The sequence below is a fragment of the Vreelandella rituensis genome (assembly GCF_003336665.1).
In the GTDB taxonomy this organism is placed as follows: Bacteria; Pseudomonadota; Gammaproteobacteria; order Pseudomonadales; family Halomonadaceae; genus Vreelandella; species Vreelandella rituensis.
On the sequence record NZ_QPIJ01000016.1, the window covers coordinates 46,614 to 71,497 of the forward strand.

The following is a 24,884-nucleotide window of genomic DNA, read 5'->3' on the forward strand; positions in this document are numbered from 1 at the left end:
GCAAAACATGACTCACCATTCTAGAGCAGCCGCACCCCTACCGGCCAATTCTGTCGTGTTTCCCTTCTTTTATGAGCCATCGGCGCCTATAAAATCCAAGCTTTCTATACACATCTTATACACCACGCCCTTTCCTATTACCTTGCGCATCGATTACCCTAGGCTTCTGATCGCCGCCTACATCCTATTGGCACCGCCAACACCCGAGGAAAATCCATGACTGACCGAGAAACACGCCACAAAGCTTCCATGCAAAAACTCAAAGCCCATGTGGACGAAAAAGTCGCCAGCGCCACCGAGCAACGCGGCCTCCTCCTGGTCTATACCGGTAATGGCAAAGGCAAGACGACAGCCGCCTGGGGCACGGTAACCCGAGCGCTGGGTTATGGTTATCAGGTGGGCGTGGTGCAATTCATCAAGGGGCTTTGGGAGTGCGGTGAACGTGAGCGCCTGCAGGCGGACACCAATCTGGAAGTGTCGATCATGGCCACCGGTTTTACCTGGGATACCCAGAACCGAGAGGCCGACACTCACGCCTGCCATGCAGTCTGGCACGATGCCGAGCGCATGCTGGCCGACCCCAATACCTACCTCGTGGTGCTCGATGAAATAACCTACATGCTCAAGTTCGGTTATCTGGATATCGAAACGGTTCTCCGGGCTCTGAAAAACCGCCCGACGGAACAGACAGTGATCATCACCGGGCGTAATGCTCACCGCGATATCGTCGCCTTGGCCGACACAGTCACCGAAATGCAGGAGGTGCGTCATGCCTTCAACGACGGCCTTCAGGCACGCCGCGGCATCGATTTCTGACGTCTGGGCCCCGAGCAGCAAAAAGGCGCCCGAGGGCGCCTTTTACTGCTTAACTGACAGACTTATCAGCTATCGCATCAACTATCGAAAGGATTGCGCAGCACGATGGTTTCGTTGCGGTCCGGCCCGGTGGAAATGATATCGATGGAAGTACCGACCTTCTCCTCCAGGAAGCTGATATAGGCACGCGCATTGGCGGGCAAGTCCTCGACTTTCTTGATACCCAGCGTCGATTCATCCCAACCCGGCAAGTCCTGATACAACGGCTCGAGGGCTTCGTAGCCTTCGGAATCCACCGGGGTATCGAGTACTGCGCCATCCTTGCTGCGGTAGCCGACGCACACTCGAATATTTTCCAGACCATCGAGTACATCCAGCTTGGTCAGGCAAATACCCGATACCGAGTTGATCTGCACCGCATGGCGCAGTGCCACGGCATCGAACCAGCCACAGCGACGCGGACGCCCGGTAGTGGCGCCGAACTCGTGGCCCCTCTCGGCCAGATGCCGCCCATGGGCGTCGAACAGCTCGGTGGGGAAGGGTCCGGAACCTACTCGCGTGGTGTAGGCCTTGGTGATACCCAAGACATAATCCAGGTACAACGGACCCACACCGGAGCCAGTCGCCGTGCCCCCGGCCGTGGTATTGGAGCTGGTAACGAACGGATAGGTACCGTGGTCGATATCCAGCAACGACCCTTGAGCGCCTTCAAACAGAATGTTTTCGCCATTTCTGCGCAGGCCGTGTACTAGGCCGACGGTATCGCACACCATGGGCAGCAGCTCTTCCGCCATCTGCATGGCGGTGTCCAGCACTTCCTGAAAGTCCACTGCCGGTTCGCCATGGTACTGAGTCAAGACGAAGTTATGGTAGTCGAGCACTTCACCAAGCTTGGAGGCGAAGCGCTCACGGTGCAGCATGTCACCCAAGCGCAGGCCGCGACGCGCCACCTTGTCTTCATAAGCCGGGCCGATACCGCGACCGGTGGTGCCGATCTTGGCCACACCACGGGCTTTTTCACGCGCCTGATCCAGGCGCACATGATACGGCAGAATCAGCGGGCAGGCCGGCGACAGGCGCAGGCGTTTACGTACCGGCACGCCTTTGGCTTCCAGCTCACGAATTTCCTTGATCAACGCCTCCGGCGACAGCACGACACCGTTGCCGATAACGCAGGTCTTGTCGGGGCGCAGAATACCGGAAGGAATCAGGTGCAAGACGGTTTTTTCACCGTCGATAACCAGGGTGTGTCCGGCATTGTGTCCACCTTGAAAGCGCACGACGGCGGAGGCAGATTCAGTCAGCAGATCGACGATCTTACCCTTGCCTTCATCGCCCCACTGGGTACCTAGTACCACTACGTTCTTACCCATTATGCTCTCGTCTCTTGTGTCAGGGTCGCTGTCTGCCAACGACCGTCGATAAACTCAAGACGGCGGTTGCAGTGATGCTCCGCCGGCCCGGTACGCTGCCCAGGCAGCGCTTGGATGACCCTTTCTCCTTGCTCACGCAAGGCGACAATCATTGCCCTGAGGGCTTCGTCACTCTCGGCAGGCGCCCAGATAGCGCCTGTTTCGGGCGTACCCGGCGCCAAGGTTGCCAGTAGCTTGAGGTCCATGGAAAAACCGGTCGCCGGTCGGGCACGTCCGAAGGCACGCCCGGTATCGTCATAACGTCCCCCTTTGGCCAGTGCCTGACCGTACCCCGGCACATAAGCGGCAAACATCATCCCTGTGTGATACTGATAACCTCGCAGCTCTGCAAGGTCAAAATACAGCGCCACATCGAAACGTGCCAGTACTGCCTGACGCAAGGCATCGAGCTGATCCAATGCGGCCTGCACCGACGCCGGAGCCCCGGCAAATACATCGCGCGCCCGGCTCAACACCTCCGCTCCGCCATGCAAGCCACCCAAGGCAAGAAACATCTCCGCCAAGGCCGGATCGGCAACACTGGCAGCCACCTGGGCGGCCAGCTCGGCGGGAGATTTGAGTGCAAGAGCGGCAAACAGTGCGGCTTCCTGTTCGACATTGAGTGCCGCCGCCTCGACCAGACTGCGGTAGATGCCGATATGGCCGAGTGCCAGATGTATTTCGCCGGCACCGGCCGCCTCCAGGCTAGCCAGGGCCAGATAGACGATTTCCAGGTCTGCTTCCAGGCCGGCATGGCCGAACAGTTCCACACCTACCTGCATCGGGCTACGCCCACCCTGATGCTGGTCGGCCTTGGCACGCAGCACCGTGGTGCAATAACACAGACGCACCGGGCCTTGGCGTTTTAGCGAATGCGCATCCATGCGCGCCACCTGCGGGGTCACGTCGGCGCTCGCCCCCATCATCCGCCCGGTCAATTGATCGGTCAGCTTGAAGGTTTGCAGATCAAGGTCAGTGCCCGTGCCAGTGAGCAGGGAGTCGAGAAACTCCACCGGGGGTGGCATGACGTGGTCATAACCCCAGCAGTGGTAAAGGTCGAGAAGCGCTCTGCGCAGCTCTTCCATGCGGCTTGCCTGAGGCGGCAGCACCTCATCCATGCCGTCGGGCAACAGCCAGCGGTCAGCGATGGTCATGTGAACAATCCTGCAAGACGACGATAAAGGCCAAGAAAAAAGGCCACAAAAAAACCGGGCAACGCCCGGTCAGTAAAGTCTACCATGTTTATGCTGAGGATGAACCCCGGCTGGCGGGCGATAACGCCCGCCTTGGACTCACTCCTCAGCGTCATCCGCTGCGGAAGCGACCGGGCCTCTGAAATACTGGAAGAAGGCACTGGAGGGGTCCACCACCAGCATGTTGCCCTCACCCTCGAAGCTCTGACGATAGGCGTCGAGGCTGCGCCAGAAGCTGAAGAACTCCTGATCCTGGCCATAGGCCTCAGAGAAGATACCCGCTGCCTCGGCATCACCTTCACCACGCAGTGTTTCGGAACGTGCCTGCGCCTGGGCCAGCAATACCTGGCGACGGCGGTCGGCATTGGCGCGGATACGCTCGGACTCTTCTTGGCCCTGAGCACGCCATTCGCGCGCCTGACGCTCACGCTCTGAACGCATGCGTGAATACACCGCCGAAGATACATCCTCGGGCAAGTCGATACGTTTGACGCGAATATCCACTACCGTCACACCCAGCTCATCGCGCAGCAGGCGGTCGAGTTCTTGCGTTGGGCCACGCATCAGGTCATCACGCTTTTCTGAGATGATCTGCTGCAGATTCAAACGACCGAACTCGTTACGCAGACTTTCATCGACCCGCGGCTGAATCAGGCGAATGGCCATCATCTCGTCGCCTGCGGTTGCCTCATAGTAGCGGGTGGGATCAACCACCTGCCACTGCACGTAGGAATCCACGATCACGGCTTTCTGTTCAAGCGTCAGATAGCGGCTCGGATCGGTATCCAGGGTTAACACCCTCGTATCGAACTTGCGAATCGTCTGGGTGATCGGAACCTTGGCGTGCAAGCCCGGCTGAATATTTTCTTCGATGATCTCACCGAAACGCAGCTTGACGGCACGTTCGGTTTCATCGACCACATACAAGGTGTTGCTGGCAATCCAGGCAACGGCGGCCAAGCCGCCTACGACGAGCAGGGAACGATTATTGATCATTTACCGGCCCTCCCTGCGGGTGCTGCTATTATTGGAGTTAGTAGAGGATTGACCACTGCGCATGCGCTCTAGCACGCGTGGGTCAATCTCTTCATTCTCGCTTGCAGAATTGCTGCTACGAGTGACACCGGCGCCGGCACCCCGCATCTGATCCAACGGAAGATACATCAATGGCGCATTTTCGCTCACATCCAGCAACACTTTCGGCGTGTCGCCATAAATGGTGGACATGGTCTCGAGATAGAGACGTTCGCGCATGATATCCGGCGAATCCTGATACTGGGTCAAGAGCGCATTGAAGCGATTCGACTGACCCTGAGCTTCAGCCACTACTGATTCACGATAACCTTGGCCCTGCTCGATCAGACGCTGGGCTTGACCTTGGGCGGCCGGAATCACCGCATTGGCATACGCCATGGCTTCGTTGATGGTACGCTGACGATCTTCACGGGCGCGGATGACGTCATCGAAAGCATCCTGGACCGCAGTGGGAGGCGAGGTCGATTCCACGTTGATCGTTTGCAGCAACATGCCCGTCCCATAACTGTCCAGGTAAGACTGTAAACGGCTGCGCACTGAACTACCCAGGATTTCACGCCCGGAGGTCAGGATCTCGATCATGTCGGTACCCCCGACCACATGACGCAAGGCCGAATCCAGAGCGTTCTCGATGGAAAGCTGCGGATTACGCACATTGAGCACGAAGTCACGCGGGTCGGCCACCTGATACTGTGCCGAAATCTCGACGGAGACGATATTTTCGTCCTGGGTCAGCATCGATTGAGTCTGAGTCAAGGAACGTACCCGCGTCACATTGACCATACGCACATCATCGATCAACGGCGGATTCCACTGCAGACCCGGCGTAACCACTTCCTGGAACTCGCCGAAACGCAGCACGACACCGCGCTCGGACTGATCCACCAGGTAAAACCCCATGGCGGCCCAGATTGCCAATGCAATGATCAGCAGCAGGCCGGGCAAGGCAAAGATGTTGCGCGGCTTATTACCACCGCTATCTTTCTTGCCGCCACCACCTTTCTTGCCACTGCCACCCAGCATGCTATTGAGCTTGTTCTGGAACTTTTTCAGTGCTTCATCCAGATCCGGGGGACCCTGATTGTTGCCCCCACCACGGTTGCCGTCGTTTCCGCCACCGCCATTGTTATTGCCACCGCTACCGCGTCGGCCACCACCACTCCAAGGGTCGTGCTGGTTGCCACCACCAGGCTCGTTCCAGGCCATACGTCGTCTCCACTAAAATTTTCGCTGCTACCTTTGCCGGCAGATCACGCCTGTCGGGATCGGTTCAAGCGTTATCGCTGTTTGAATCTCATGTGTTGCCACACTACCACTCAGTCGGCTCGCGCAACGCTTTGGGTAAATAGGTATCGGCACGCTCCCCCAACTGAGCCATCAGCTGGTTGAAATCGCGCCGCGGCAAACGTACCTCAAGTACCGACTGGCCTTGTTCGTCAAAATACTCTTCCCGGACCGCGCCCAGTTCATGCAAGCCAGCTCGCAGCTTGCCCTGCTCCGGGCCGAGCACTACAGGAAATTCAAGCACGTCATTGGCCAAACGTTCCGATAACGCCTGGTGCAATAGCTCGAGCCCCTGCCCTTCACGCGCCGAGAGCCAGACGACTTCCGGCATGCCTTCGCCATCGCGCTCGATACGCGGCGCGCTACCGAGAGCATCAATCTTGTTCATGACCTTGAGCATCGGCACATCCCGTGCACCGATTTCATTCAATACCAGATTTACCTGTTCGACGTTGAGGTCACGATCAGGGTCTGCCGCATCGATCACGTGGACCAACAAGGTCGCTTCGGTCGCCTCTTGCAAGGTCGCCTGAAAGGCTTCCACCAGTTTGTGCGGCAAATGGCGGATAAAACCCACCGTATCCGCCAGAACCACGGTACCCACATCTTCGATATCAAGACGCCTCAGAGTGGGATCGAGGGTGGCGAACAACTGATCGGCAGCGTACACGTCGGATTGTGTCAACGCATTGAATAGCGTGGATTTTCCGGCGTTGGTGTAGCCCACCAGTGACACACTGGGCACTTCGGCACGCGAACGGGCGCGACGATTCTGGTCACGTTGGCTGCGTACCTTGCTGAGCCGCTTGTGAATCGCCTTGATGCGTTCGCGCAGCAAGCGTCGGTCGGTTTCCAACTGAGTTTCACCCGGCCCGCGCAGGCCAATACCGCCCTTTTGGCGTTCCAGGTGGGTCCAGCCACGGATCAGGCGTGTGGAAAGATATTCCAGTTGAGCAAGTTCGACCTGCAGCTTGCCCTCATGGGTTCTCGCCCGCTGGGCGAAAATATCCAGAATCAGGCCGGTGCGATCCAACACACGACACTTCAGCTCGCGCTCAAGGTTACGTTCTTGAGAAGGCTTCAAGCTGTGGTTGAAAATCACCAGCTCCGCTTGATGAGCGGCTAGCGTTTCACGCAATTCCTCCAGTTTTCCCGAACCCACGAAAGTGCGTGAGTCGGGACGCTGACGGCTGGCGGTCAGCAAGGTGGCGGGTTCAGCTCCTGCTGAACGGACCAGCTCGAGAAATTCGCCAGGATCTTCACGTGCTTGCTCATCATGGAAGTCCACATGAACAAGTACCGCCGTTTCACCGGCGTCGGGGCGTTCAAAAAACAATCAATACCTCACGGGCTGTGATACATCCATGGTGGCAGTGTTACACCTCTTCATCCGCTGGAGCGGCTGGATCTTGTACCGGCAAGCGTACATTGCGCGAGGGCACCACGGTGGAAATTGCATGTTTATAGACCATCTGGCTGACGGTATTGCGCAACAGGATGACGAACTGATCGAATGATTCGATCTGCCCCTGCAGCTTGATACCGTTGACCAAGAAAATAGACACCGGAATGCGCTCCTTGCGCAGAATGTTCAAGTACGGGTCTTGGAGGGACTGCCCTTTGGACATTTTGCTCTCCCTAAACTGTCGTTGGGGTTGTTTATGGGGGTGGCGTGCCCAGCTGGTGCTACGCCGGAATCTGGTTACCCGAAAGGCCTGGTAGTCGGCCGCTCGAATCCACCATCTTACGCTAAGCCCCGCATTCACGCACGATTTTCAGCACATCATCCAGTGCATCGGGGCGCTGTGCATCAATCCAGTGCAATTGTGGCCAACTACGCAGCCAGGTCAATTGGCGCTTGGCCAGTTGCCGGGTGGCAATGACACCACGCTCGACCAAGGCGGTCTTATCCAAGCCACCGTCCAGATACTCCCACACTTGACGATAGCCGACACTTTTCATCGCTGGCAACTCCAGGTGCAGATCCGCACGCTGTCTCAAACCAGCCACTTCATCGATCAAGCCTTGGGCCAACATGCTAGTGAAACGCGCCTCGATACGCCGGTGCAGCACGCTGCGGTCACTGGGCGCGAGTCCTATGGACAACACACGCCAAGGAAAGGTTTCCGGCTGTTGCTGCGCCCATAACTCACTCATCGGCGTGCCGCTGAGATGATAGACCTCCAGAGCGCGCATCAACCGCTGAGGATCGTTGGGATGAATACGCCGCGCCGATAGCGGATCGACCCGCGACAGCTCGGCATGCAGACCCGCCAACCCCTGCGAGGCGACCTGAGCTTCCAGACGCGCCCGTGTGGCAGGGTCGGCGGACGGAAGGTTCGCCACGCCCTCGACCAGCTGCTTGAAGTAAAGCATGGTGCCGCCGACAAGTAGCGGCAGCTTTCCCACTGCGCTGATTTGACGCATTTCGTGCAATGCATCCTCGCGAAAATCGGCGGCGGAATACGGCTCCGCGGGGTCACGAATATCAATCAACCGATGCGGCGCTCGCGCCAACTCCTCGGCGGAAGGCTTGGCGCTGCCGATATCCATGCCACGATAAACCATGGCCGAATCAACGCTGATCAGCTCCGCCCCCAGGCGCTCGTGAAGCGCAATGGCCGCATCGGTTTTACCAGCGGCGGTTGGGCCCATCAAAAAAACGGCCCAGGGTCGGGTATCGGCCATGCCGGCTCCTCTTTTTTAAAAATGAAACTTTCAAAAATGTACTTCCGAAAATAAAGCGCTCGGAAATAAAAACACGGGCCGATGACATTTGTAAAAGACACACGACTGTCCATCCAAAGCTTCATTGGCCACGCAGAAACAGGCGATCCAGTGCCTTGAGGTTCATTTGTGTCCAGGTGGGGCGACCGTGATTGCATTGATCGCTACGCTCGGTACGCTCCATATCACGCAATAGCCCATTCATTTCATCCAGGGTCAGGCGCCGATTAGCCCGTACGCTGCCATGGCACGCCATGGTCGACAAGAGTTCATTGATATGCGTTTGCACCTGATTGGAGCGCCCGTAACGTTCAAGGTCAACGAGCATGTCACGTACCAGAGGCTCCGGGTCGGCTCCCGCCAGCAGCGCCGGCATTTGACGTATCAACAAGGTTTCCGGCCCGGCCACATCGAGCTCCACACCCAGACGAGAGATTGCTTCACGCTCGTTTTCCGCCGTCGCCACCTGAGTACGACTGGCCGCCATCGATACCGGCACCAGCAGCGGCTGGGCATCCAGGTTCTGCATCTGAACCTGATTTTTCATCCGTTCGTAAACGATCCGCTCGTGTGCCGCATGCATATCCACCAGCACCAGGCCTTGGGCGTTCTGGGCCAGGATATAAATGCCATGCAACTGCCCCAGGGCAAACCCCAGCGGTGGCGAACCGCCGGCCTCGGTCTCTGCCATCCCCGGGGATGACGGCGCTTCACGTACCTGATGATGATCCGCTGCAACCGGCGCAGCCGACTGAGGTGTGAGTAACGTCTCTTCGTGCTCAGGGTGCAAGGCGCTGTAGCCTTGCATAAAGCGCCGGACACGCTCGGCGCCCGGATGACGTCCCTCTCGCTGAACATCCTGAGGCAATGCCATGCCCTGCTGCCGCCAGTCCGGCGCACCACCGGCACTAGCAGTCGCCGCCTCGCCCCCGGCTTCAAGCACGGGGGCGCCGGTTTGCTCTTCAGTGCTGGTCGAACCGGGCTGTTCCTGCGACTGCGACTGCGACTGAGCAAGGGAGTGATGCAGGCTCGAAAATAGAAAGTCATGCACCATGCGCCCATCGCGAAAACGCACTTCATGCTTGGTAGGATGCACGTTGACATCCACCACATCCGGATCAAGGTCCAGATAGAGCACGAAGACCGGTTGGCGCCCGTGAAACATCACATCGCGATATGCCTGACGCACGGCATGCGCCACCAGGCGGTCCCGAACCACCCGGCCATTGACGAAAAAATATTGCTGGTCGGCCTGTGCTCGGGAATGGGTCGGCAAGCCCACCCAGCCGCTCAAGCGCAATGCGCCAACTTCACGCTCGATATAGCGCGCGTGCTCGATGAAATTCTTGCCCAGCAGTGCCGCTATGCGACGTTCACGTGCCGCCGCCGTGTCGCCCGGAGGTAATTGATGCACCACCTTCTGGTTGTGTCGCAATACCCATGCGATGTCATAACGCGACAGAGCCTGGCGCCGAAAGGCCTCTTCGACATGCCCGAATTCGGTCTTCTCCGTGCGCATGAACTTGCGCCGGGCCGGCGTATTGAAAAACAGATCCCGTACGCTCACGGTGGTTCCGCGCGGGTGCGGCGCCGGCGACACCCGGGACTCCATGGCTCGCCCTTCGGCAACCACACGCCACCCTTGAGTGGGATCATCATGGGCATTGGAAACCAGCTCGAGACGCGACACCGAACTGATCGAGGCCAGTGCCTCACCGCGAAAGCCCAGGGAGTGCACCCCTTCCAGGTCTTCCAGGCTACTTATCTTGCTGGTGGCATGGCGAGCCAGGGCCAGGGGCAGGTCGTCTTCGGCAATCCCGCGGCCATCGTCGCGAACCCGAATCAAACGCGCCCCGCCCGTATCGATATCCACTTCGATACGGCGGCTACCGGCATCGATGGCGTTTTCGATCAACTCCTTGGTGACCGATGCCGGGCGCTCGACTACTTCGCCCGCGGCGATCTGGTTGGCCAGGCGAGGGTCGAGCACATGGATACGCGACGTGGAAACGATGGACACAGGCACCTCGAAAGGGGTTCTCGATAACGACATTCAGGAACTCGGAATTTGCAGTACCTGGCCGACGCGTATCACGTCGCCATTGAGCTCATTGGCTTGTTTCAGGCGGTTGACAGGGACACCGTGACGCACCGCAATCGCCGACAATGTATCGCCGGTCTGGATGCGGTACTCATCGCCACTCGGGCTACGGTTACGGTCGCGCTGCCAGGCCAGCAAACTCGCCGGCGGCGGGTTGCGCTGAAAATGCTCACGCAAGCCGCTGAACATGGAAAGCGCCAGGTTTTTCTGATGCGATTTATCGCGCAAGCGCCGCTCTTCATCAGGGTTGGAAATAAACCCGACTTCGATCAACAGCGATGGAATATCCGGGGATTTCAACACCATGAAACCAGCCTGTTCGACTCGTGACTTGTGCAAGCGGTTGACTCGACCGAGTTGATCCAGCACCTGGCCGCCAATCGACAGGGAGTCGTTGAGCGTGGCCGTCATGGTCAAATCCAGCAATACACCGCGCAACACCTGATCTTTATCCCGCAAGGAAAGGTTGCCATCCACCCCGCCGATCAAGTCGGAACGGTTTTCGCTATCCGCCAGCCACTGGGCGGCTTCGGACGTCGCTCCTCGCTGGGAAAGCGCATATACCGAACTGCCCTGAGGCCTCGGGCTGGTGAAAGCATCGGCATGGATGGAAATGAAGAAGTCAGCTTTCTGTTCGCGGGCAAGCTCTGTGCGCTGGCGCAACCCGAGATAATAATCGCCATCGCGAATCAGTACCCCGCGAAAGCCATCGGCAGCATTGACGGTATTGGCCAGCTCGCGACTTATCTCCAGCACCACATCTTTTTCACGGGTGCCACTCGGCCCGATAGCGCCGGGATCTTCGCCGCCATGCCCGGCATCGATGGCGATGATGATATCGCGTTTGGGGTGCGAGCGCGCCGGTTGAACTTCTGGCGAGGCTGGGCGTTGTATCGCTTCGGAAGCAGCTTCATCACCACTTACCCGAGCGCTGGCAAGGGCGCGCTGTGCCTGAGTTTCCTGGTCACGAATCATCGCTTCGATGGGGTCGATGGGGTTTTCCACCGCACTTTCACCGGGGTATTCCAGGTCCACTACCAGGCGGTGCCCGTACTGCTCATTGGGCGCCAGGGTAAAATGACGAGGTTCGATATCACGGCTCAGTTCCAGCACCACGCGTAGCCCATCACCATTACGCACGCCAGTGCGAACGGCGGAAATCGCACTACCTTCCAACGGCAAGGTACTCGCATCAGCTGCCATGCGGCTATCGTCCAGATCAATCACCAGACGCGCCGGATTGTCCAGGGTGAACACATTCGCCGTGGCCGCCTTGGAAAGATCGAACACCAGGCGCGCATGATCCGGCGCAGCCCACAGGCGCATGCTCTCCACATCCGCCGCTCTGGCTTGCGGGATCATGGCCAGCATTGCCCAGGTCAAGGAGACAAGACATCCCATCGCACCACGGCGAGCAAAAGCGTTGAACTTCACCGTCATTGGTCTTTATCGCTCTTTTGCTGGGATTGGGAGATCGGTTGTTCAAGGTGCATCAGGACGTCTTTTCCCCAAGCGCTTACGCCTTGCAGGGTGATATGACGACCGCCGTCCAGCACTCTCAACGATACCTGTACATCCGCTGGCGGCAACCATCCTTCGCCTCGGCTCGGCCACTCGATAATGCATAAGCTATCTGAATCAAGAAGGTCGCGCCCGCCGATAAACTCGAGCTCTTCAGGGTCGCCCAGGCGATACAGATCCAGATGATACAGCTGGCGCCCATCGATTTCGTAGGGCTCCACCAAGGTATAGGTAGGGCTTTTCACCGCCCCCAAATGGCCATAGGCACGCAGGATGCCGCGCGCCAGCGTCGTTTTGCCCGCGCCCAGGTCGCCTTCCAGGTAAACGAGCCCCCGGCCTTGTAACGCCTTTCCCAACGCTTCGCCAAACGCCACTTGAGCGTCTTCGTCATTCAATTGCACCTGCATGGTGACCGCCTTCAACCCGGGTTGACCAATTCTCGCGCATAGGATGCCAGATCACCGGCCAGCAAACCACGCTCGCCCTTCTGGGCAGCGGCACGATCAGCGGCCAGTGCATGAATCAGAGTACCTAGCCAGGCACTTCGTTCAAGACCCAATTGTTGGGCGAGTAGAGCGCCGAGTATGCCGCTCAGCGCATCGCCCATGCCGCCACTGGCCATACCCGGGTTCCCGTAGGGGCAAACCACCAGGCCGCTAGGCCCGGCCACCAGACTTCCCGCCCCCTTGAGAATCACCACGCCGCCGCGCTTACGCTGCAAAGTCAACACCGCCGCCGGCCGGTCAGCCTGCACCTCGCCTGCGGAAATACCCAACAGCCGAGCTGCCTCCCCCGGGTGCGGGGTCAATATCCAGTCATCGCGGCGCAGTTCCGGCCAGTGAGTCGCCAACAGATTGAGCCCATCGGCATCGATGACCAAGGGCACACTGCGCGGTGAGTCGCTATCTTTCTGCAAAGCGCTCTGTAACATGGCCTGCCCCCAGGCACCTTTGCCCAGGCCGGGGCCGACCACTCGAACATCCGCCTGAGCGGGCAATTCGCCCAGATCCGCCACGCCGCGCACTCCATGCGCCATGACTTCCGGACAACGTACCAGGCTCGCCACTACATGTTCCGGCGCCGTTGCCAGGCTTATCTTGCCCGCGCCCAAACGCGCGGCGGTCTGGGAAGCGAGTATTCCGGCACCTCCCAAGCCCGGTCCGCCACCCATCACCAGCACATGGCCCATGTCGCCCTTGTGCGCGGTACGCTGCCGAGGACAGAAACTTTCGGCAAGAATGGCTTCATCCAACAACCAGGCGGCCGGCGGAATATCGAAAAACGCCAAGGCCTTGACACCCAGCGGACGAAAATCTACCTCACCGGTATAGCCCGGCGCCGCTCCGGTATGTAGCCCCAGCTTGTCGCCAATGAACGTCACTGTGCGGCTGGCCTGTACCGCCACGCCGAGTACCGCGCCGGTATCCGCGGCCAACCCTGAGGGAATATCGATGGCCAGTACCGGCAAGCCACTTTGATTGATCGCCTCGATGGCACGCCGAAAATCACCCTGGACCTCACCGTCGAGCCCGGTGCCCAACAAGGCGTCCACCACCACTTCGCCGGTCAGTTCAATCTCAGGATGCCAGGCCACACAGCCCACGCCCGCCGAAGTAGCCAGTTGCGCCGCACGGGCTGCGTCACCTTGTAACTCGCTGATTTCCTTGAGTACGATTCTTTGCACTTTCAAGCCCGCCTGTGCCGCCAATGCCGCCAGCACATGGCCGTCGCCACCGTTGTTGCCTCCCCCGCATAATACACTGATGGCACGCACCTGAGGCCAACGCCCACGAAAGCTGTGCCAGGCACTGGAGGCGGCACGCTGCATCAGTGCGAATCCCTCTATACCGCCGGCAATCGTGCGTCGGTCGAGTTCACCGACCTGGGCCGCTCGATAGAGTGGGCGAAGCATTGAAGTGCTTAAGCTAGTCACGATATCTCCTCATCCGTGTTTTCTTGGCGCCCAATGCATTAGCATAGCGCGGCTGATTTCATCTAGGTGATGTAGCATGCCTTCCACTGGCTGTATATCCGCTGCCGAACTCGACCGCTTGGCGGCAATGATCAAGACCTGGGGCCGCGAGCTGGGTTTCCAGCAGGTGGGTATTACCGATATCGACTTGCATGCGCATGAAGCCCACCTGCAACACTGGCTGGACGCCGGCCATCACGGCGACATGAGTTTCATGGCCAAGCACGGCACCAAGCGCACCCGCCCCGATGAACTCGAGCCCGGCACAAGGCGTGTGATCAGTGCGCGTATGGATTATCTGCCCCCCGAGGTGGAAACCACCCGGGTATTGGGCCAGCCCCAGCGTGCCTATGTCTCACGTTACGCCCTGGGGCGTGACTATCATAAACTGATGCGCAAGCGCCTGGCGCGGCTGGCTCAGCAGATCGAAGCCGAGATCGGGCGCATCGGCTACCGCGCCTTTGTCGACTCCGCACCGGTAATGGAGCGCGCCCTGGGTCAGAAAGCCGGCCTTGGCTGGTTCGGCAAGAACGCCATGTTGCTCAACCCCCAGGCAGGCTCGCTGTTTTTTCTTGGCGAATTGTATACCGACCTGCCGCTGCCCGTGGACACCCCCTTCGAAAAAGACCACTGCGGCAGCTGCAACGCTTGCCGTACCGCTTGCCCTACCGGTGCCATCGTCGACGATAAAGTTGTCGACTCGCGCCGCTGCATTTCTTACCTCACCATCGAGCTGCACGGTGCGATTCCCGAGCGTTACCGGCGCGCCATGGGTAACCGGATTTATGGCTGCGACGATTGCCAGCTGGTGTGTCCCTTCACCCGCTTCACCCGCGCCAGCCAGGAGGCCGACTTCGCCCCCCGCCATGACCTGGATCGCGCCGAACTTCTGAGCCTGTTCGCCTGGAGCGAAGAAGAGTTTCTCGCCAAGACCGCCGGCAGCGCCATTCGTCGCATCGGTTACGAGCGCTGGCTGCGCAATGTGGCTATCGGCCTGGGCAATGCCCCCTGGAGCACGGCCATTGAAGCGGCACTAGTCGCCCGCCGCAGCTATCCGAGTGCCCTGGTGCGTGAACACGTTGCCTGGGCGCTGGCGGAACAAGGCGCAAAACGCCCGGCGCTGATCGCCCATCGCTAGGCTTATTCCTCTTCGTCACGCACGCTATCCACACGCAAGAAGGTATCGCGATAGTGCGCCAATTCCTCGATTGACTCCTTGATGTCTTCCATAGCCAGATGCACATTGCGCTTATTGAACCCGGCGGTGGCCCCGGGGTTCCAGCGCTTGGCAAGTTCCTTGAGCGTCGAGACATCCAGATTACGGTAATGGAAGAATTCCAGGAGTTCGGACATTTCCCGCTCCATGAAACGCCGGTCCTGGTGGACACTGTTTCCACACATGGGAGAGATTCCCGCCACCGCATAGGTTTTCAGAAACGCCAGGGTACGGCGCTCGGCTTCGGCGGTGTCCACCGTGCTTTCCTTGACTCGCTCCACCAGCCCTGACTCGCCGTGGGTTTTCTGATTCCAGTCATCCATGCCTTCAAGCAGGCTATCCGGCTGCTTGACCGCCAGCACCGGTCCTTCAGCGATGACATTCAAATCGTTGTCGGTGATCAGCGTGGCTATTTCAATGATACGCTCGCGGTTGGGATCCAGACCGGTCATCTCCAGGTCGATCCATATGAGTACATCCTTGCGCGGCTGGGGATTATCCGTCATTAGTCAATGTTCCCGATTCTTGAAAAAATGGCTTGTGAAAAATGGTCTGACAGGACGTTTCAGGTCTGATTTTCGTCAACCTGAATATTCTCATCATTATAACAGTGAAATGCATTGGCCAAGCATCTGTCCAGACGCCACCCTGGTGGTTACAATGCCGCTACTGTAACGACCCTTCGGGTAATCATGAGCAAACGCAAACTTAGCCGTCAGCAACGCTGGCGTGTCGAAAAGATCCAGGCCGAACGCGCCAAGCGGGCGGAAAAGCTCGACGCCAAAGAGACCGACAAGCTCACCGCCGGTGAATATGGCGCCGAGCAGATCGGTCGTGTCGTCGCCCATTTCGGCCGCACTCTGGAAGTTCACGATACCGACGGTACCCCGGTGCGCTGCCAGCTTCGCGCCAACCTTGACGGTCTGGTCACCGGGGACAAGGTGATCTGGCGGGCCGCCAATGACGGCTCCGGCGTCGTAGTGGCGCAGTTACCGCGCGATACCGCCTTGAAGCGCCCAGACGCTCGTGGCCAGCTCAAGCCGGTGGCCGCCAATGTCGATCAACTGCTGATCGTCTTTGCCGTGGAACCGGCGCCGCATGCCAACTTGATCGACCGGTACCTGGTAGCCGCCGAAGCGACCGGCATCCCTCCGGTACTGGTACTCAACAAGACCGATCTACTGCCCGAGGATGGTGGTGAACTGGGACGCTTGCTTGAACGCTACCGCAAGATTGGTTATCCAGTGGTGCGCACCACCACCGCCACGGAAAACGGCCTGGACGAATTGCGCCAGCTGCTTGCAGGACGCACCTCGGTATTCGTCGGCCAGAGCGGGGTAGGCAAGTCCTCGTTGATCGATCTTCTGCTGCCCGATGAGCAACTGCGCATCGGCGCACTTTCCGAAGATTCACGCAAAGGCACGCACACCACCACCACCGCCCGGCTCTACCCGCTGACCGGCGGTGGTGTCGAAGAAGGCGACTTGATCGACTCGCCCGGAATTCGTGAGTTCGGCCTGATTCACCTGGACGAGCAGGCAGTCACCGAAGGTTTCATCGAATTTCATCCTTTTCTGGGCTACTGTCGTTTCCGCGACTGTCGCCATCGGCATGAGCCGGGCTGCGCACTGCTCGAAGCCGTTGAGGCGGGCAAGATTCACCCTGAACGCTTTGCCAGCTATCGCCGAATACTCGATAGCCTAGAGGCAGGCCCCAGCCCACTCTGAACCGCTTTCCAGGAGACCGCCAGATGAGTTCCGAAACCAACGTCTTGCCGCTGATCATTGAACCCGAACAGCTCCAGGAACACCTGTACGAGCCGTCGCTGTTGATCATCGATGTGCCCTCGAATGCCGACAGCTATGCCCAGGGCCACGTACCCGGTGCGGTGTTTCTGGACTTTCGCCAGCTGATGCGCGGTGAAGGCCCGGTACCCAACGAGGTGCCGAGCGAAGACGCCTTGTCACGTCTGTTCAGCAGTCTCGGGCTGACTCGCGACACCCATGTGGTGGCCTATGACGACGAAGGCGGCGGCTGGGCGGCACGGCTTCTCTGGACGCTGGAATTGATCGGCCACAGCCGTTATTCCTATCTCAACGGCGGCATTCATGCCTGGCGCGATGCCGGCCTGCCGCTGGAATCCCGGCCCAACACGCCCACACCGAGCGACTATGAGGCCGAGATTCTCAATCCGCAGGTGGCGATTGACCGCGACGAGATCAAGGCGCGAATCAATGACAGGGATTTTGCGGTATGGGATGCCCGTTCACCGGCCGAATACGACGGCGAACGGGGCAACAACAAACATCTGGGGCACATTCCCGGTGCGGTGAACATGGACTGGGTCGCCGCCATGGATCGCAACCACGCATTGCGCATTCGCGACTACGCGGAACTGGTCACGGAACTGGAAATCATGGGCCTGACGCCCGATATGGAAATTGCCACTCACTGCCAGAGTCACCACCGCAGCAGCTTCACCTGGCTGGTAGGTCGCGCCCTGGGATTTGACAAGATTCGCGGCTATGCCGGCTCCTGGGCCGAGTGGGGCAACCGCGATGACACGCCAATTGAGAAGTGAAAATATTATTGTGACTCTTTCCCAAAAAGCCTTTTCTCTACTCCAATACCCACTGCCCCACCACGCGCTCTCGCGCCTGACCGGCAAGTTCGCCCAGTGCGATAACCCATGGGTAAAAGACACCCTGATCAAGGCGTTTATCAAACGCTTTAATGTGGATATGAGCCAAGCGCTGGAGCCAAACCCCACCGCGTACGCGTCATTTAACGACTTCTTCACCCGTGCGCTAAAAGCCGATGCGCGCCCCTTGGGCGAAGGCATTCTAAGCCCTGCCGATGGCACGCTCTCCCAATATGGGCGCCTACAGGCCGGACAGCTGGTACAGGCCAAAGGCCACACCTACTCCGCCCAAACCCTGCTGGGCGGCGATACGGCACTGGCAGAGGAATTTTTAGGCGGCAGCTTTGCCACCGTCTACCTCTCGCCAAGGGACTATCACCGGGTGCACATGCCAGTGACCGGCACGCTGCGCGAGATGATCTACGTACCGGGGCGGCTCTTCTCGGTAAACCAAGCCACCGCCAGCTACGTGCCGGGCCTATTCGCCCGCAATGAGCGCCTAGTGTGTATCTTTGATACCGAGCACGGCCCAATGGCGATGGTATTGGTCGGCGCAATGATCGTCGCCGCCATTGAAACCGTGTGGTCAGGGCAGGTAACGCCGCTTGCAGGCCACCCTCAGCGCATGCAGTTTGGCCAACCCATCACGCTGGAAAAAGGCGCTGAGATGGGCCGCTTCAAGCTCGGCTCTACCGTGGTAATGTGCTTCGCCAAACCGGTTAGTTTTGAAGAGCGACCCCTTGCTACGATGGTCAGCATGGGAGAGTCGTTAGCTGATATCTAGCAGCTAGGCGTTGAGAATGCGAGCACGTCTTTCAGGTGTGTTTTGCCTAACGCCAGCTGAATCACACGGTCGATACCCAGCGCCACTCCGGCACCTTCGGGCAGGCCGTGCTCCAGCGCCGCCAACAAACGACTATCGACATCTACCTCGGGCAAGCCGAGCGTTCGGCGCTCGCGATTGTCTTCGCCAAAGCGGGCGCGTTGTTCCTCGGCATCGGTAAGCTCATCGTAACCGTTGGCCAGCTCCAGTCCTTTCAGATACAGCTCGAAGCGTGACGCCACCCAGACGCCGTCTTCAGGGTCCTGGTGGCGACGTGCCAGTGCCGCCTGACTGGCGGGATAATCCACCACGACGCTGAGCTCGCCCTGGCCCAGCCGCGGTTCGATGACCAGGCTCATCAATAGATCCAGGCAGGTATCGCGGCTTTCCTCGCTCATGTCCGTTCCGGCATGCTTAGAAGCCAACTTCCCGAGTACCGCAGCACCGGTACTGAAAGGGTCGACGGCCAGATATTCGCGAAACAGGTCGCGATAGCGATAGCGGCTCACGGGGCCCGGCGATTGCGGCAACAGCCGAATGATCAAGGCGGCGGTTTCCTCGATCAGCTGGTTCAGCGAAAACCCTGGCCGGTACCACTCCAGCATGGTGAATTCGATATTGTGGCGCCGCCCGACTTCGCCATCGCGGAAGCTTTTCGCCAACTGAAAAATCGCCCCGCTACCGGCGGCCAACAGCCGCTTCATGTGAAATTCCGGTGAGGTCTGCAACCACAGGCGCTCAAGGCCTTCGGGGGTGGTAGCGTCAACCTTGAGCGAGGCCAGCTGCACATCGGTACTGCCACCATGTCCCAGCACCGGCGTTTCCACTTCCCACACATCCCGCTCAGCGAAAAACGCCCGCACCTCGGCCAACAGGCGAGCGCGGGCGCGCAGCGTTTCAAGCGTGGCAGTGGGTTGCCAATCAAGCATCAGGCGCGGGAAACGTAATCGCCGCTACGGGTGTCTATTTTCAACACTTCACCTTGGTTGATGAACAGCGGCACTCGCACTACCGCGCCCGAGGAAAGCGTGGCCGGCTTGGAACCGCCCTGGGCGGTATCGCCTTTCAAACCGGGGTCGGTTTCGACCACTTCCAGCTCGATGAAGTTGGGCGGGGTGACAGAAATCGCCTTGTCGTTCCACAGCGTGATGGTATAGGGCACCTGTTCCTTGAGCCATTTGGCGGTATCGCCCAAGGCTTTCTTTTCCACAGCGTACTGCTCGAAGGAGCCGTCGGTTTTCATGAAGTGCCACATGTCACCGTCGGTGTAGAGATATTCCATCTCCAGATCCATGACATCGGCGCCTTCCAGCGAATCACCGGATTTGAAGGTACGCTCACCCACACGGCCGGTCATCAGGTTGCGCAGCTTGACGCGGTTGAACGCCTGCCCCTTGCCCGGCTTGACCAGCTCGTTCTCGACGATGGAACAAGGATCGCCGTCGAGCATGACTTTCAAACCGCCCTTGAATTCATTGGTAGAATAGTTCGCCATATTGCCCTCGATAAATATTCAGCGAAGTTCAAGCTTCGCCCGTAATGACTGGTGCGCCGCATGATAACCCGAAGCCCCGCCAATGTGCAGACCAAGACTCAGGTAGTCGCTAGTGATGCACCGCCTCCCGCCAGTTGGCAGCGCCAGCTGGCGGGAGCCATTCGCGACCCTCTCGAACTGTGCCGACGCCTTGGGCTTGAACCAAACTGGCTGCCCGGCGCCGTGCAAGGCCATGCCCTGTTCGAGATTCGTGTCCCCGAAGCATTTGCTGCCCGCATGCGCCCAGGTGACCCTTTGGATCCCTTGCTGCGCCAGGTACTGCCACTAAACGAGGAAAGCCTTGTCACCCCCGGCTATATCAACGACCCTCTTGCCGAAGCCGAGCATCGTCCGGCCAGCGGGCTGATTCACAAATACCCGGGGCGAGTGCTACTGATTGCCAGTCCTGCTTGCGCAGTCAACTGCCGCTACTGTTTTCGTCGTCATTTTCCCTATGCGGAAAATTCGCCCTCCCGTGCCGAGTGGCAACAAGCCCTGGACTACTTGCGCGATGACACCTCGATCAATGAAGCGATTCTTTCCGGCGGCGACCCCCTGGCGGCCAACGACCGTCAACTCGGATGGTTAGTCGAGCAGCTTGAAAACATCCCGCATATAAAACGGCTGCGCATTCACACCCGCTTGCCGGTGGTGATTCCCGAGCGCATCGACGACGCCCTGCTCGGCTGGCTGAACGGCACCCGTTTGCAGAAAGTCATGGTGCTGCATATCAACCATGCCCAGGAAATCGATACGGCAGTGGTCGTGGCTTGCAAGCGACTCAAGGAGGCAGGCGTGACGCTACTCAACCAGAGCGTTCTGCTGCGCGGCGTCAACGATGACAGCGATACCCTGGCGAGCCTTTCCGAACGCCTGTTCGATGCCGGTGTGCTGCCCTATTATCTGCATGTGCTCGACCCGGTGGCGGGCGCCGCCCATTTCGATGTACCGGATAACGAGGCTCGCGAGCTGGTCACGAGCCTGAGGGCCAAACTTCCCGGATTTCTGATGCCGCGCCTGGTGCGCGAAGTGCCGGGCAAAGCCAGTAAAACGCCCTTGTAACTACCACTCCCTTGTAACTATCCTAGAAGGCCCATGTGGCACATGGGCCTATTTAGCACAAAAGGCTGGTAACATTTAAACTACTTTGCATGAGTAGAAAGCAATGCTTATATTTTTCTAATTGGGCCAGCGTACTGAGCCACCCGCTCATCCGCAGTAAGCAGCAAAAATCCCTCAGCTTCTGCCTGAGAAACTAAAATTCTATCAAAGGGATCTTTGTGAATGCTGGGCAAATGAGCAACGTTGAGTGTATGCAATGAGCTGATAGGAAGTTCTAAATAACCGTTATCCAACAGCCCGCGACGCAACAAGTGCGGGTCAACGTGAAAATCAGGGCGTTGCAGGCTGTTCTTAATCACCACTTCCCAGATGCTGGCGGCGCTAAAATAGAGTCTGTTGTTATCGTCGTTGATCAGCGATAGTGCATCAGCAGAAAGCTTCTCCGACTCTGCCGCCGCCCAAAGCAAAACATGCGTGTCCAGAAGCAGATTCACATCAGCATCCAAACATCTCAGCTATTTCCTCCTGCCCCATACGATCAAAATCATCGGGTACTTGAAACTGTCCTGCCAGGAAACCCAGGCGCTTTTGCTGACCTAGCTGCGGGCTGTCAATCGCCGTCACGCGGGCCATTGGCTTACCTGCTTTGGCAATGATAAACCCCTCTCCCTTGGCAGCCCGCGCTACTAGCTGCGACAAGCGAGTTTTTGCTTCATGGATATTGATAGATTCCATAACAAAACCCCATCAAACCAAAATTTAGCTTTATAAACTTAGCTTTATAAACTTAGCTTTATAAACTTAGCTTTATAAACTTAGTTTAGTTGATATGAGCGCTTTTTCAATGCCTGCCATTCACTGAAAAACTATTCCCTGAAAAACAGTACTGCGTGCTACCACATTTAATTGAATCGCGGCACTTGGGTCGATAAGTTTTCATTCTCTGCTAATGTTATAGAGTTAACTATTTTGACGTAATTTTAAGAGCAGTGTCGCACCTCCCGACTTCCAGGAGACAAGGAAATCATGTCGCATTCACACTCATCCAAACTGAGTGCCATCGTGCTTTTGGCAGCCTCACTTGCGGGCATCGCCATCGCCCTTTATGCCTACCTTATACCACTAACTGGTGTTACTGGATCGCTCGGCGCACTTGTCGCTATTTTTGCCTGTGTCGCGCTCGCGATCATGGCGTTCCTTCTGGCTGTACCAAAAAGTCGCGTCGCGGCCATCTCACTGCGTGTGGTGATTCTTGTAGGCCTAATCGGTACGTTTTTTGTCGGACTGCTTCTGCATCAATGGTGGATAAGTGTTGCGATGGTGGTTGGCCTGACCGGCCTAATCCTCGATATGACCCACACTTCACGCCAAACCCGGCCCACGGATTCTTGAGGATTTGTTCATGCCGACATTGATGCCCATTTCACCCTGTCTTCTTAAATCTGCCATACCCAGGCTTAGCACAGTCGCTACCCTGGCGTTTATCCTGTCGCCCTCGTCACTATTGGCACAGGATCAGCTTGCTGGGCAAGAGCGTACGGCGCTGGAAGACGAGACCACCGCCACACCGATCCCGCTGGTGCCCACGGAGCCGACCTGGGATAGTTTTCACGGCCAGCTCAACGCTCAAAAATATAGCCCGCTCGATCAGATCAATGCCGACAACGTCGGCGAGCTGGAAAAGGTCTGGGAAGTCCATACCGGTGATATTTCTGATGGTTCGGGCGAGTTACCCGCCACCGTCTGGTCCGCAACCCCGGTTTTTGCCAACGACACCCTCTATTTGGGGACGCCTTTTTATCGAATACTCGCCCTCGACCCTGCCAGCGGCGAAGAGAAGTGGAGTTTCGACACCCAGTCGTCGCTGGAACCTTTGACGCAGCCCGCATTAAAGAATCGTGGTGTCGCCTACTGGCAGGCGGAGGATCCGATGGCTGGCGAGCTCTGTCAGAAAATCATTTACATGGGCACCATGGATGCGCAACTGTTCGCGGTCGATGCCGATAGCGGGGAGCGGTGCGAAGGCTTTGCCAATAACGGCGTGCTCAACGTCAATCAGTGGAACGACACCCACGACCACTGGCCGCTGTCGCTGCTGCAACCACCAACGGTGGTCGGAGACCGCTTGATTCTTGGCTGGGCGGGGATGGATTGGGCTTATGCACAGGCCCCGCCCGGCACCGTATTCGCAATCAATGCGCGTACCGGCGAGCTCGAATGGACTTTCCAGGCGCTGTCTGAACAGATGCGCGAGCAAAGCGGTACCGCTAACGTTTGGACGCATATGTCCGCCGATGAAGAGCGGGGCTTGGTTTATCTGCCGGTTTCCTCTCCCTCACCGAATTTCTGGGGTGGCAATCGCACCGAAGAAGTGCCTTTGGCAACCTCGACGACTGCCCTGGATATCGAGACCGGCGACGTTGTCTGGTCACGTCAGTGGGTTCATCACGATATCTGGGACTACGATACCGTTGCCGCCCCAACCCTGATGGATATCACTGTGGGCGGCGAGGAGATACCCGCGCTGCTCCAAGCAACCAAGACGGGCTTTCTATTCGTCGTGAATCGCGAAACCGGTGAAGACGTCTGGCCGATTGAGGAGCGCCCGGTTCCCGGCGGAGATGGCACCGTCGAGGGCGAAGTTTACGCCCCGACCCAACCCTTCCCCACTAAACCGGTACCGCTGCTTGATCAGTCCGAAAAACCCAAGGTCTGGGCGTTAGCCGACGCCTTGAGCTTCGGCCAGTGTTCGAGGCTCTGGGAGGAGCTCTGGTACGAAGGCCTATATACCCCACCCACGACCCGTGGCGAAGGCACGATGGGCTACCCCATTACTGCCGGTGGTCCACAGTGGGGCGGTGTGGCATTTGGCCCCGAAAGCCAAACCGCAATCGTCAATACATCGCACATTGTACAAACCTTGAAGTTGTATGATCGCGAGGCTTATGAAAAGGCGGATAGCGGTTCGGGCAACGAAAGCGGCTTTGCGCCTCAGGAAGGCGCCCCCTACGGAATCCGCCTTGAGATCGCGCAGAACTGGCTCGGCATGCCCTGTTGGGAACCGCCCTTTGGTGAGCTCGTCGCCCTCGACATGACTACCGGTGATATTAAATGGCGTCGCCCGGTCGGGGCATCGCAGCAACATGGCTTCTTCATGCCTGAAAGCTGGGGTTCACCTACCATCGGTGGCCCGGCGGTGACGGCTGGTGGCATTATATTCATCGGTGCATCGATGGATGCCAAAGTGCGCGCTTACTCCCTTGAAACCGGTGAGCAGCTTTGGTCGGATCAAGTCGAAGCACCTTCGGTATCAAACCCCGCCGTCTATGAGTATAACGGTCGACAATACGTCGCCTTTGTGGCGGGCGGCAATACTATTTTGAAAGATCAAGTCGGCGATCAGATCGCGGTCTACGCCTTACCGGATATCGGGTCGGAGGGGAGCTAGTCCCCGTCCGCCCACACCACCTGGCATACGGGTCCCGTACCAAGGCGGTTGGTCAAGTGTTAGCAAACCGTTTCATATAGAAACTTACACCACGAAAGC

Annotated in this window: 24 protein-coding genes; 8 read left to right on the forward strand and 16 right to left on the reverse strand. The window is 58.4% G+C overall.

The window, feature by feature from the left end; all coding sequences use genetic code 11:
- Nucleotides 1-216 precede the first annotated feature (216 nt).
- The gene (gene cobO, locus DU506_RS08915) at nucleotides 217-816 is read left to right on the forward strand and encodes a cob(I)yrinic acid a,c-diamide adenosyltransferase (protein ID WP_114486584.1); all 600 of its coding nucleotides are present in this window, start codon (nucleotides 217-219) and stop codon (nucleotides 814-816) included.
- 77 nt (nucleotides 817-893) lie between these two features.
- On the opposite strand, the gene DU506_RS08920 is transcribed toward cobO, so the two are convergent.
- The 11 genes from DU506_RS08920 to DU506_RS08970 form a co-directional block, all read right to left on the reverse strand.
- Nucleotides 894-2,189 carry an adenylosuccinate synthase gene (locus DU506_RS08920; protein WP_114486585.1) on the reverse strand — a complete coding sequence of 432 codons (1,296 nt, stop codon included), beginning with the start codon at nucleotides 2,187-2,189 and terminating at the stop codon, nucleotides 894-896.
- Entirely contained in the window at nucleotides 2,189-3,382 is a 1,194-nt protein-coding gene (locus DU506_RS08925) for an ATP phosphoribosyltransferase regulatory subunit (protein ID WP_114486586.1), read from the reverse strand. The genes DU506_RS08920 and DU506_RS08925 overlap by 1 nt, the downstream gene beginning before the upstream one ends.
- Nucleotides 3,383-3,520: 138 nt before the next feature.
- Entirely contained in the window at nucleotides 3,521-4,417 is an 897-nt protein-coding gene (gene hflC / locus DU506_RS08930) for a protease modulator HflC (protein WP_114486587.1), read from the reverse strand.
- Nucleotides 4,418-5,662, reverse strand: a complete 1,245-nt coding sequence (hflK, locus tag DU506_RS08935) for an FtsH protease activity modulator HflK (RefSeq protein ID WP_114486588.1) — start codon at nucleotides 5,660-5,662, stop codon at nucleotides 4,418-4,420.
- Between the two features lie 103 nt (nucleotides 5,663-5,765).
- A complete protein-coding gene (hflX, locus tag DU506_RS08940; protein ID WP_114486589.1) occupies nucleotides 5,766-7,076 on the reverse strand; it encodes a ribosome rescue GTPase HflX in 1,311 nt (436 codons plus the stop codon).
- A 40-nt stretch (nucleotides 7,077-7,116) separates the two neighbouring features.
- Nucleotides 7,117-7,368 (reverse strand): RNA chaperone Hfq, encoded by a 252-nt coding sequence (gene hfq / locus DU506_RS08945; protein WP_114486590.1) that lies wholly within the window; start codon nucleotides 7,366-7,368, stop codon nucleotides 7,117-7,119.
- A 121-nt stretch (nucleotides 7,369-7,489) separates the two neighbouring features.
- Nucleotides 7,490-8,428 carry a tRNA (adenosine(37)-N6)-dimethylallyltransferase MiaA gene (miaA, locus tag DU506_RS08950; RefSeq protein WP_114486591.1) on the reverse strand — a complete coding sequence of 313 codons (939 nt, stop codon included), beginning with the start codon at nucleotides 8,426-8,428 and terminating at the stop codon, nucleotides 7,490-7,492.
- 121 nt (nucleotides 8,429-8,549) lie between these two features.
- Nucleotides 8,550-10,520 carry a DNA mismatch repair endonuclease MutL gene (gene mutL, locus DU506_RS08955; protein ID WP_114486592.1) on the reverse strand — a complete coding sequence of 657 codons (1,971 nt, stop codon included), beginning with the start codon at nucleotides 10,518-10,520 and terminating at the stop codon, nucleotides 8,550-8,552.
- Nucleotides 10,521-11,969 carry an N-acetylmuramoyl-L-alanine amidase gene (locus DU506_RS08960; RefSeq protein ID WP_114486611.1) on the reverse strand — a complete coding sequence of 483 codons (1,449 nt, stop codon included), beginning with the start codon at nucleotides 11,967-11,969 and terminating at the stop codon, nucleotides 10,521-10,523.
- Nucleotides 11,970-12,004: 35 nt separating this feature from the next.
- On the reverse strand, nucleotides 12,005-12,496 hold the full coding sequence (gene tsaE / locus DU506_RS08965) for a tRNA (adenosine(37)-N6)-threonylcarbamoyltransferase complex ATPase subunit type 1 TsaE (RefSeq protein WP_114486593.1): 492 nt from the start codon (nucleotides 12,494-12,496) through the stop codon (nucleotides 12,005-12,007).
- A gap of 11 nt (nucleotides 12,497-12,507) precedes the next feature.
- Complete coding sequence (locus DU506_RS08970) at nucleotides 12,508-14,022, reverse strand: NAD(P)H-hydrate dehydratase (protein ID WP_181870724.1); 1,515 nt, start codon at nucleotides 14,020-14,022, stop codon at nucleotides 12,508-12,510.
- Nucleotides 14,023-14,098: 76 nt separating this feature from the next.
- Here DU506_RS08970 and queG point away from each other — a divergent pair, with 76 nt between their 5' ends.
- Nucleotides 14,099-15,199, forward strand: a complete 1,101-nt coding sequence (queG, locus tag DU506_RS08975) for a tRNA epoxyqueuosine(34) reductase QueG (RefSeq protein WP_114486595.1) — start codon at nucleotides 14,099-14,101, stop codon at nucleotides 15,197-15,199.
- A 2-nt stretch (nucleotides 15,200-15,201) separates the two neighbouring features.
- Here the strand turns inward: queG and orn are convergent, their stop codons facing one another.
- Complete coding sequence (gene orn / locus DU506_RS08980; protein ID WP_114486596.1) at nucleotides 15,202-15,783, reverse strand: oligoribonuclease; 582 nt, start codon at nucleotides 15,781-15,783, stop codon at nucleotides 15,202-15,204.
- A gap of 186 nt (nucleotides 15,784-15,969) precedes the next feature.
- On the opposite strand from orn, the gene rsgA reads away from it, so the two are divergent.
- Genes rsgA through asd form a run of 3 tightly spaced genes read left to right on the forward strand, consistent with a single transcriptional unit; the run spans nucleotide 15,970 to nucleotide 18,702 of the window.
- The gene (rsgA, locus tag DU506_RS08985) at nucleotides 15,970-17,004 is read left to right on the forward strand and encodes a small ribosomal subunit biogenesis GTPase RsgA (protein ID WP_114486597.1); all 1,035 of its coding nucleotides are present in this window, start codon (nucleotides 15,970-15,972) and stop codon (nucleotides 17,002-17,004) included.
- Nucleotides 17,005-17,027: 23 nt separating this feature from the next.
- Nucleotides 17,028-17,858 carry a sulfurtransferase gene (locus DU506_RS08990; RefSeq protein ID WP_114486598.1) on the forward strand — a complete coding sequence of 277 codons (831 nt, stop codon included), beginning with the start codon at nucleotides 17,028-17,030 and terminating at the stop codon, nucleotides 17,856-17,858.
- Nucleotides 17,859-17,868: 10 nt separating this feature from the next.
- A complete protein-coding gene (asd, locus tag DU506_RS08995; protein WP_114486612.1) occupies nucleotides 17,869-18,702 on the forward strand; it encodes an archaetidylserine decarboxylase in 834 nt (277 codons plus the stop codon).
- Here asd and epmA read toward each other — a convergent pair.
- Nucleotides 18,699-19,673 carry an EF-P lysine aminoacylase EpmA gene (gene epmA, locus DU506_RS09000; protein WP_114486599.1) on the reverse strand — a complete coding sequence of 325 codons (975 nt, stop codon included), beginning with the start codon at nucleotides 19,671-19,673 and terminating at the stop codon, nucleotides 18,699-18,701. The genes asd and epmA overlap by 4 nt on opposite strands.
- On the reverse strand, nucleotides 19,670-20,236 hold the full coding sequence (efp, locus tag DU506_RS09005; RefSeq protein WP_114486600.1) for an elongation factor P: 567 nt from the start codon (nucleotides 20,234-20,236) through the stop codon (nucleotides 19,670-19,672). Before efp ends, epmA begins: the two co-directional genes overlap by 4 nt.
- 60 nt (nucleotides 20,237-20,296) lie before the next feature.
- Here efp and epmB point away from each other — a divergent pair, with 60 nt between their 5' ends.
- Nucleotides 20,297-21,337, forward strand: a complete 1,041-nt coding sequence (gene epmB, locus DU506_RS09010) for an EF-P beta-lysylation protein EpmB (RefSeq protein ID WP_114486601.1) — start codon at nucleotides 20,297-20,299, stop codon at nucleotides 21,335-21,337.
- Nucleotides 21,338-21,444: 107 nt separating this feature from the next.
- On the opposite strand, the gene DU506_RS09015 is transcribed toward epmB, so the two are convergent.
- On the reverse strand, nucleotides 21,445-21,843 hold the full coding sequence (locus DU506_RS09015) for a type II toxin-antitoxin system VapC family toxin (RefSeq protein WP_235825488.1): 399 nt from the start codon (nucleotides 21,841-21,843) through the stop codon (nucleotides 21,445-21,447).
- A complete protein-coding gene (locus tag DU506_RS09020) occupies nucleotides 21,833-22,072 on the reverse strand; it encodes a type II toxin-antitoxin system Phd/YefM family antitoxin (protein WP_114486603.1) in 240 nt (79 codons plus the stop codon). The genes DU506_RS09015 and DU506_RS09020 overlap by 11 nt, the downstream gene beginning before the upstream one ends.
- A 291-nt stretch (nucleotides 22,073-22,363) precedes the next feature.
- Here DU506_RS09020 and DU506_RS09025 point away from each other — a divergent pair, with 291 nt between their 5' ends.
- A complete protein-coding gene (locus DU506_RS09025; RefSeq protein ID WP_114486604.1) occupies nucleotides 22,364-22,729 on the forward strand; it encodes a hypothetical protein in 366 nt (121 codons plus the stop codon).
- 10 nt (nucleotides 22,730-22,739) lie between these two features.
- Nucleotides 22,740-24,785 (forward strand): pyrroloquinoline quinone-dependent dehydrogenase, encoded by a 2,046-nt coding sequence (locus tag DU506_RS09030; protein ID WP_220254333.1) that lies wholly within the window; start codon nucleotides 22,740-22,742, stop codon nucleotides 24,783-24,785.
- Nucleotides 24,786-24,884: the final 99 nt, after the last annotated feature.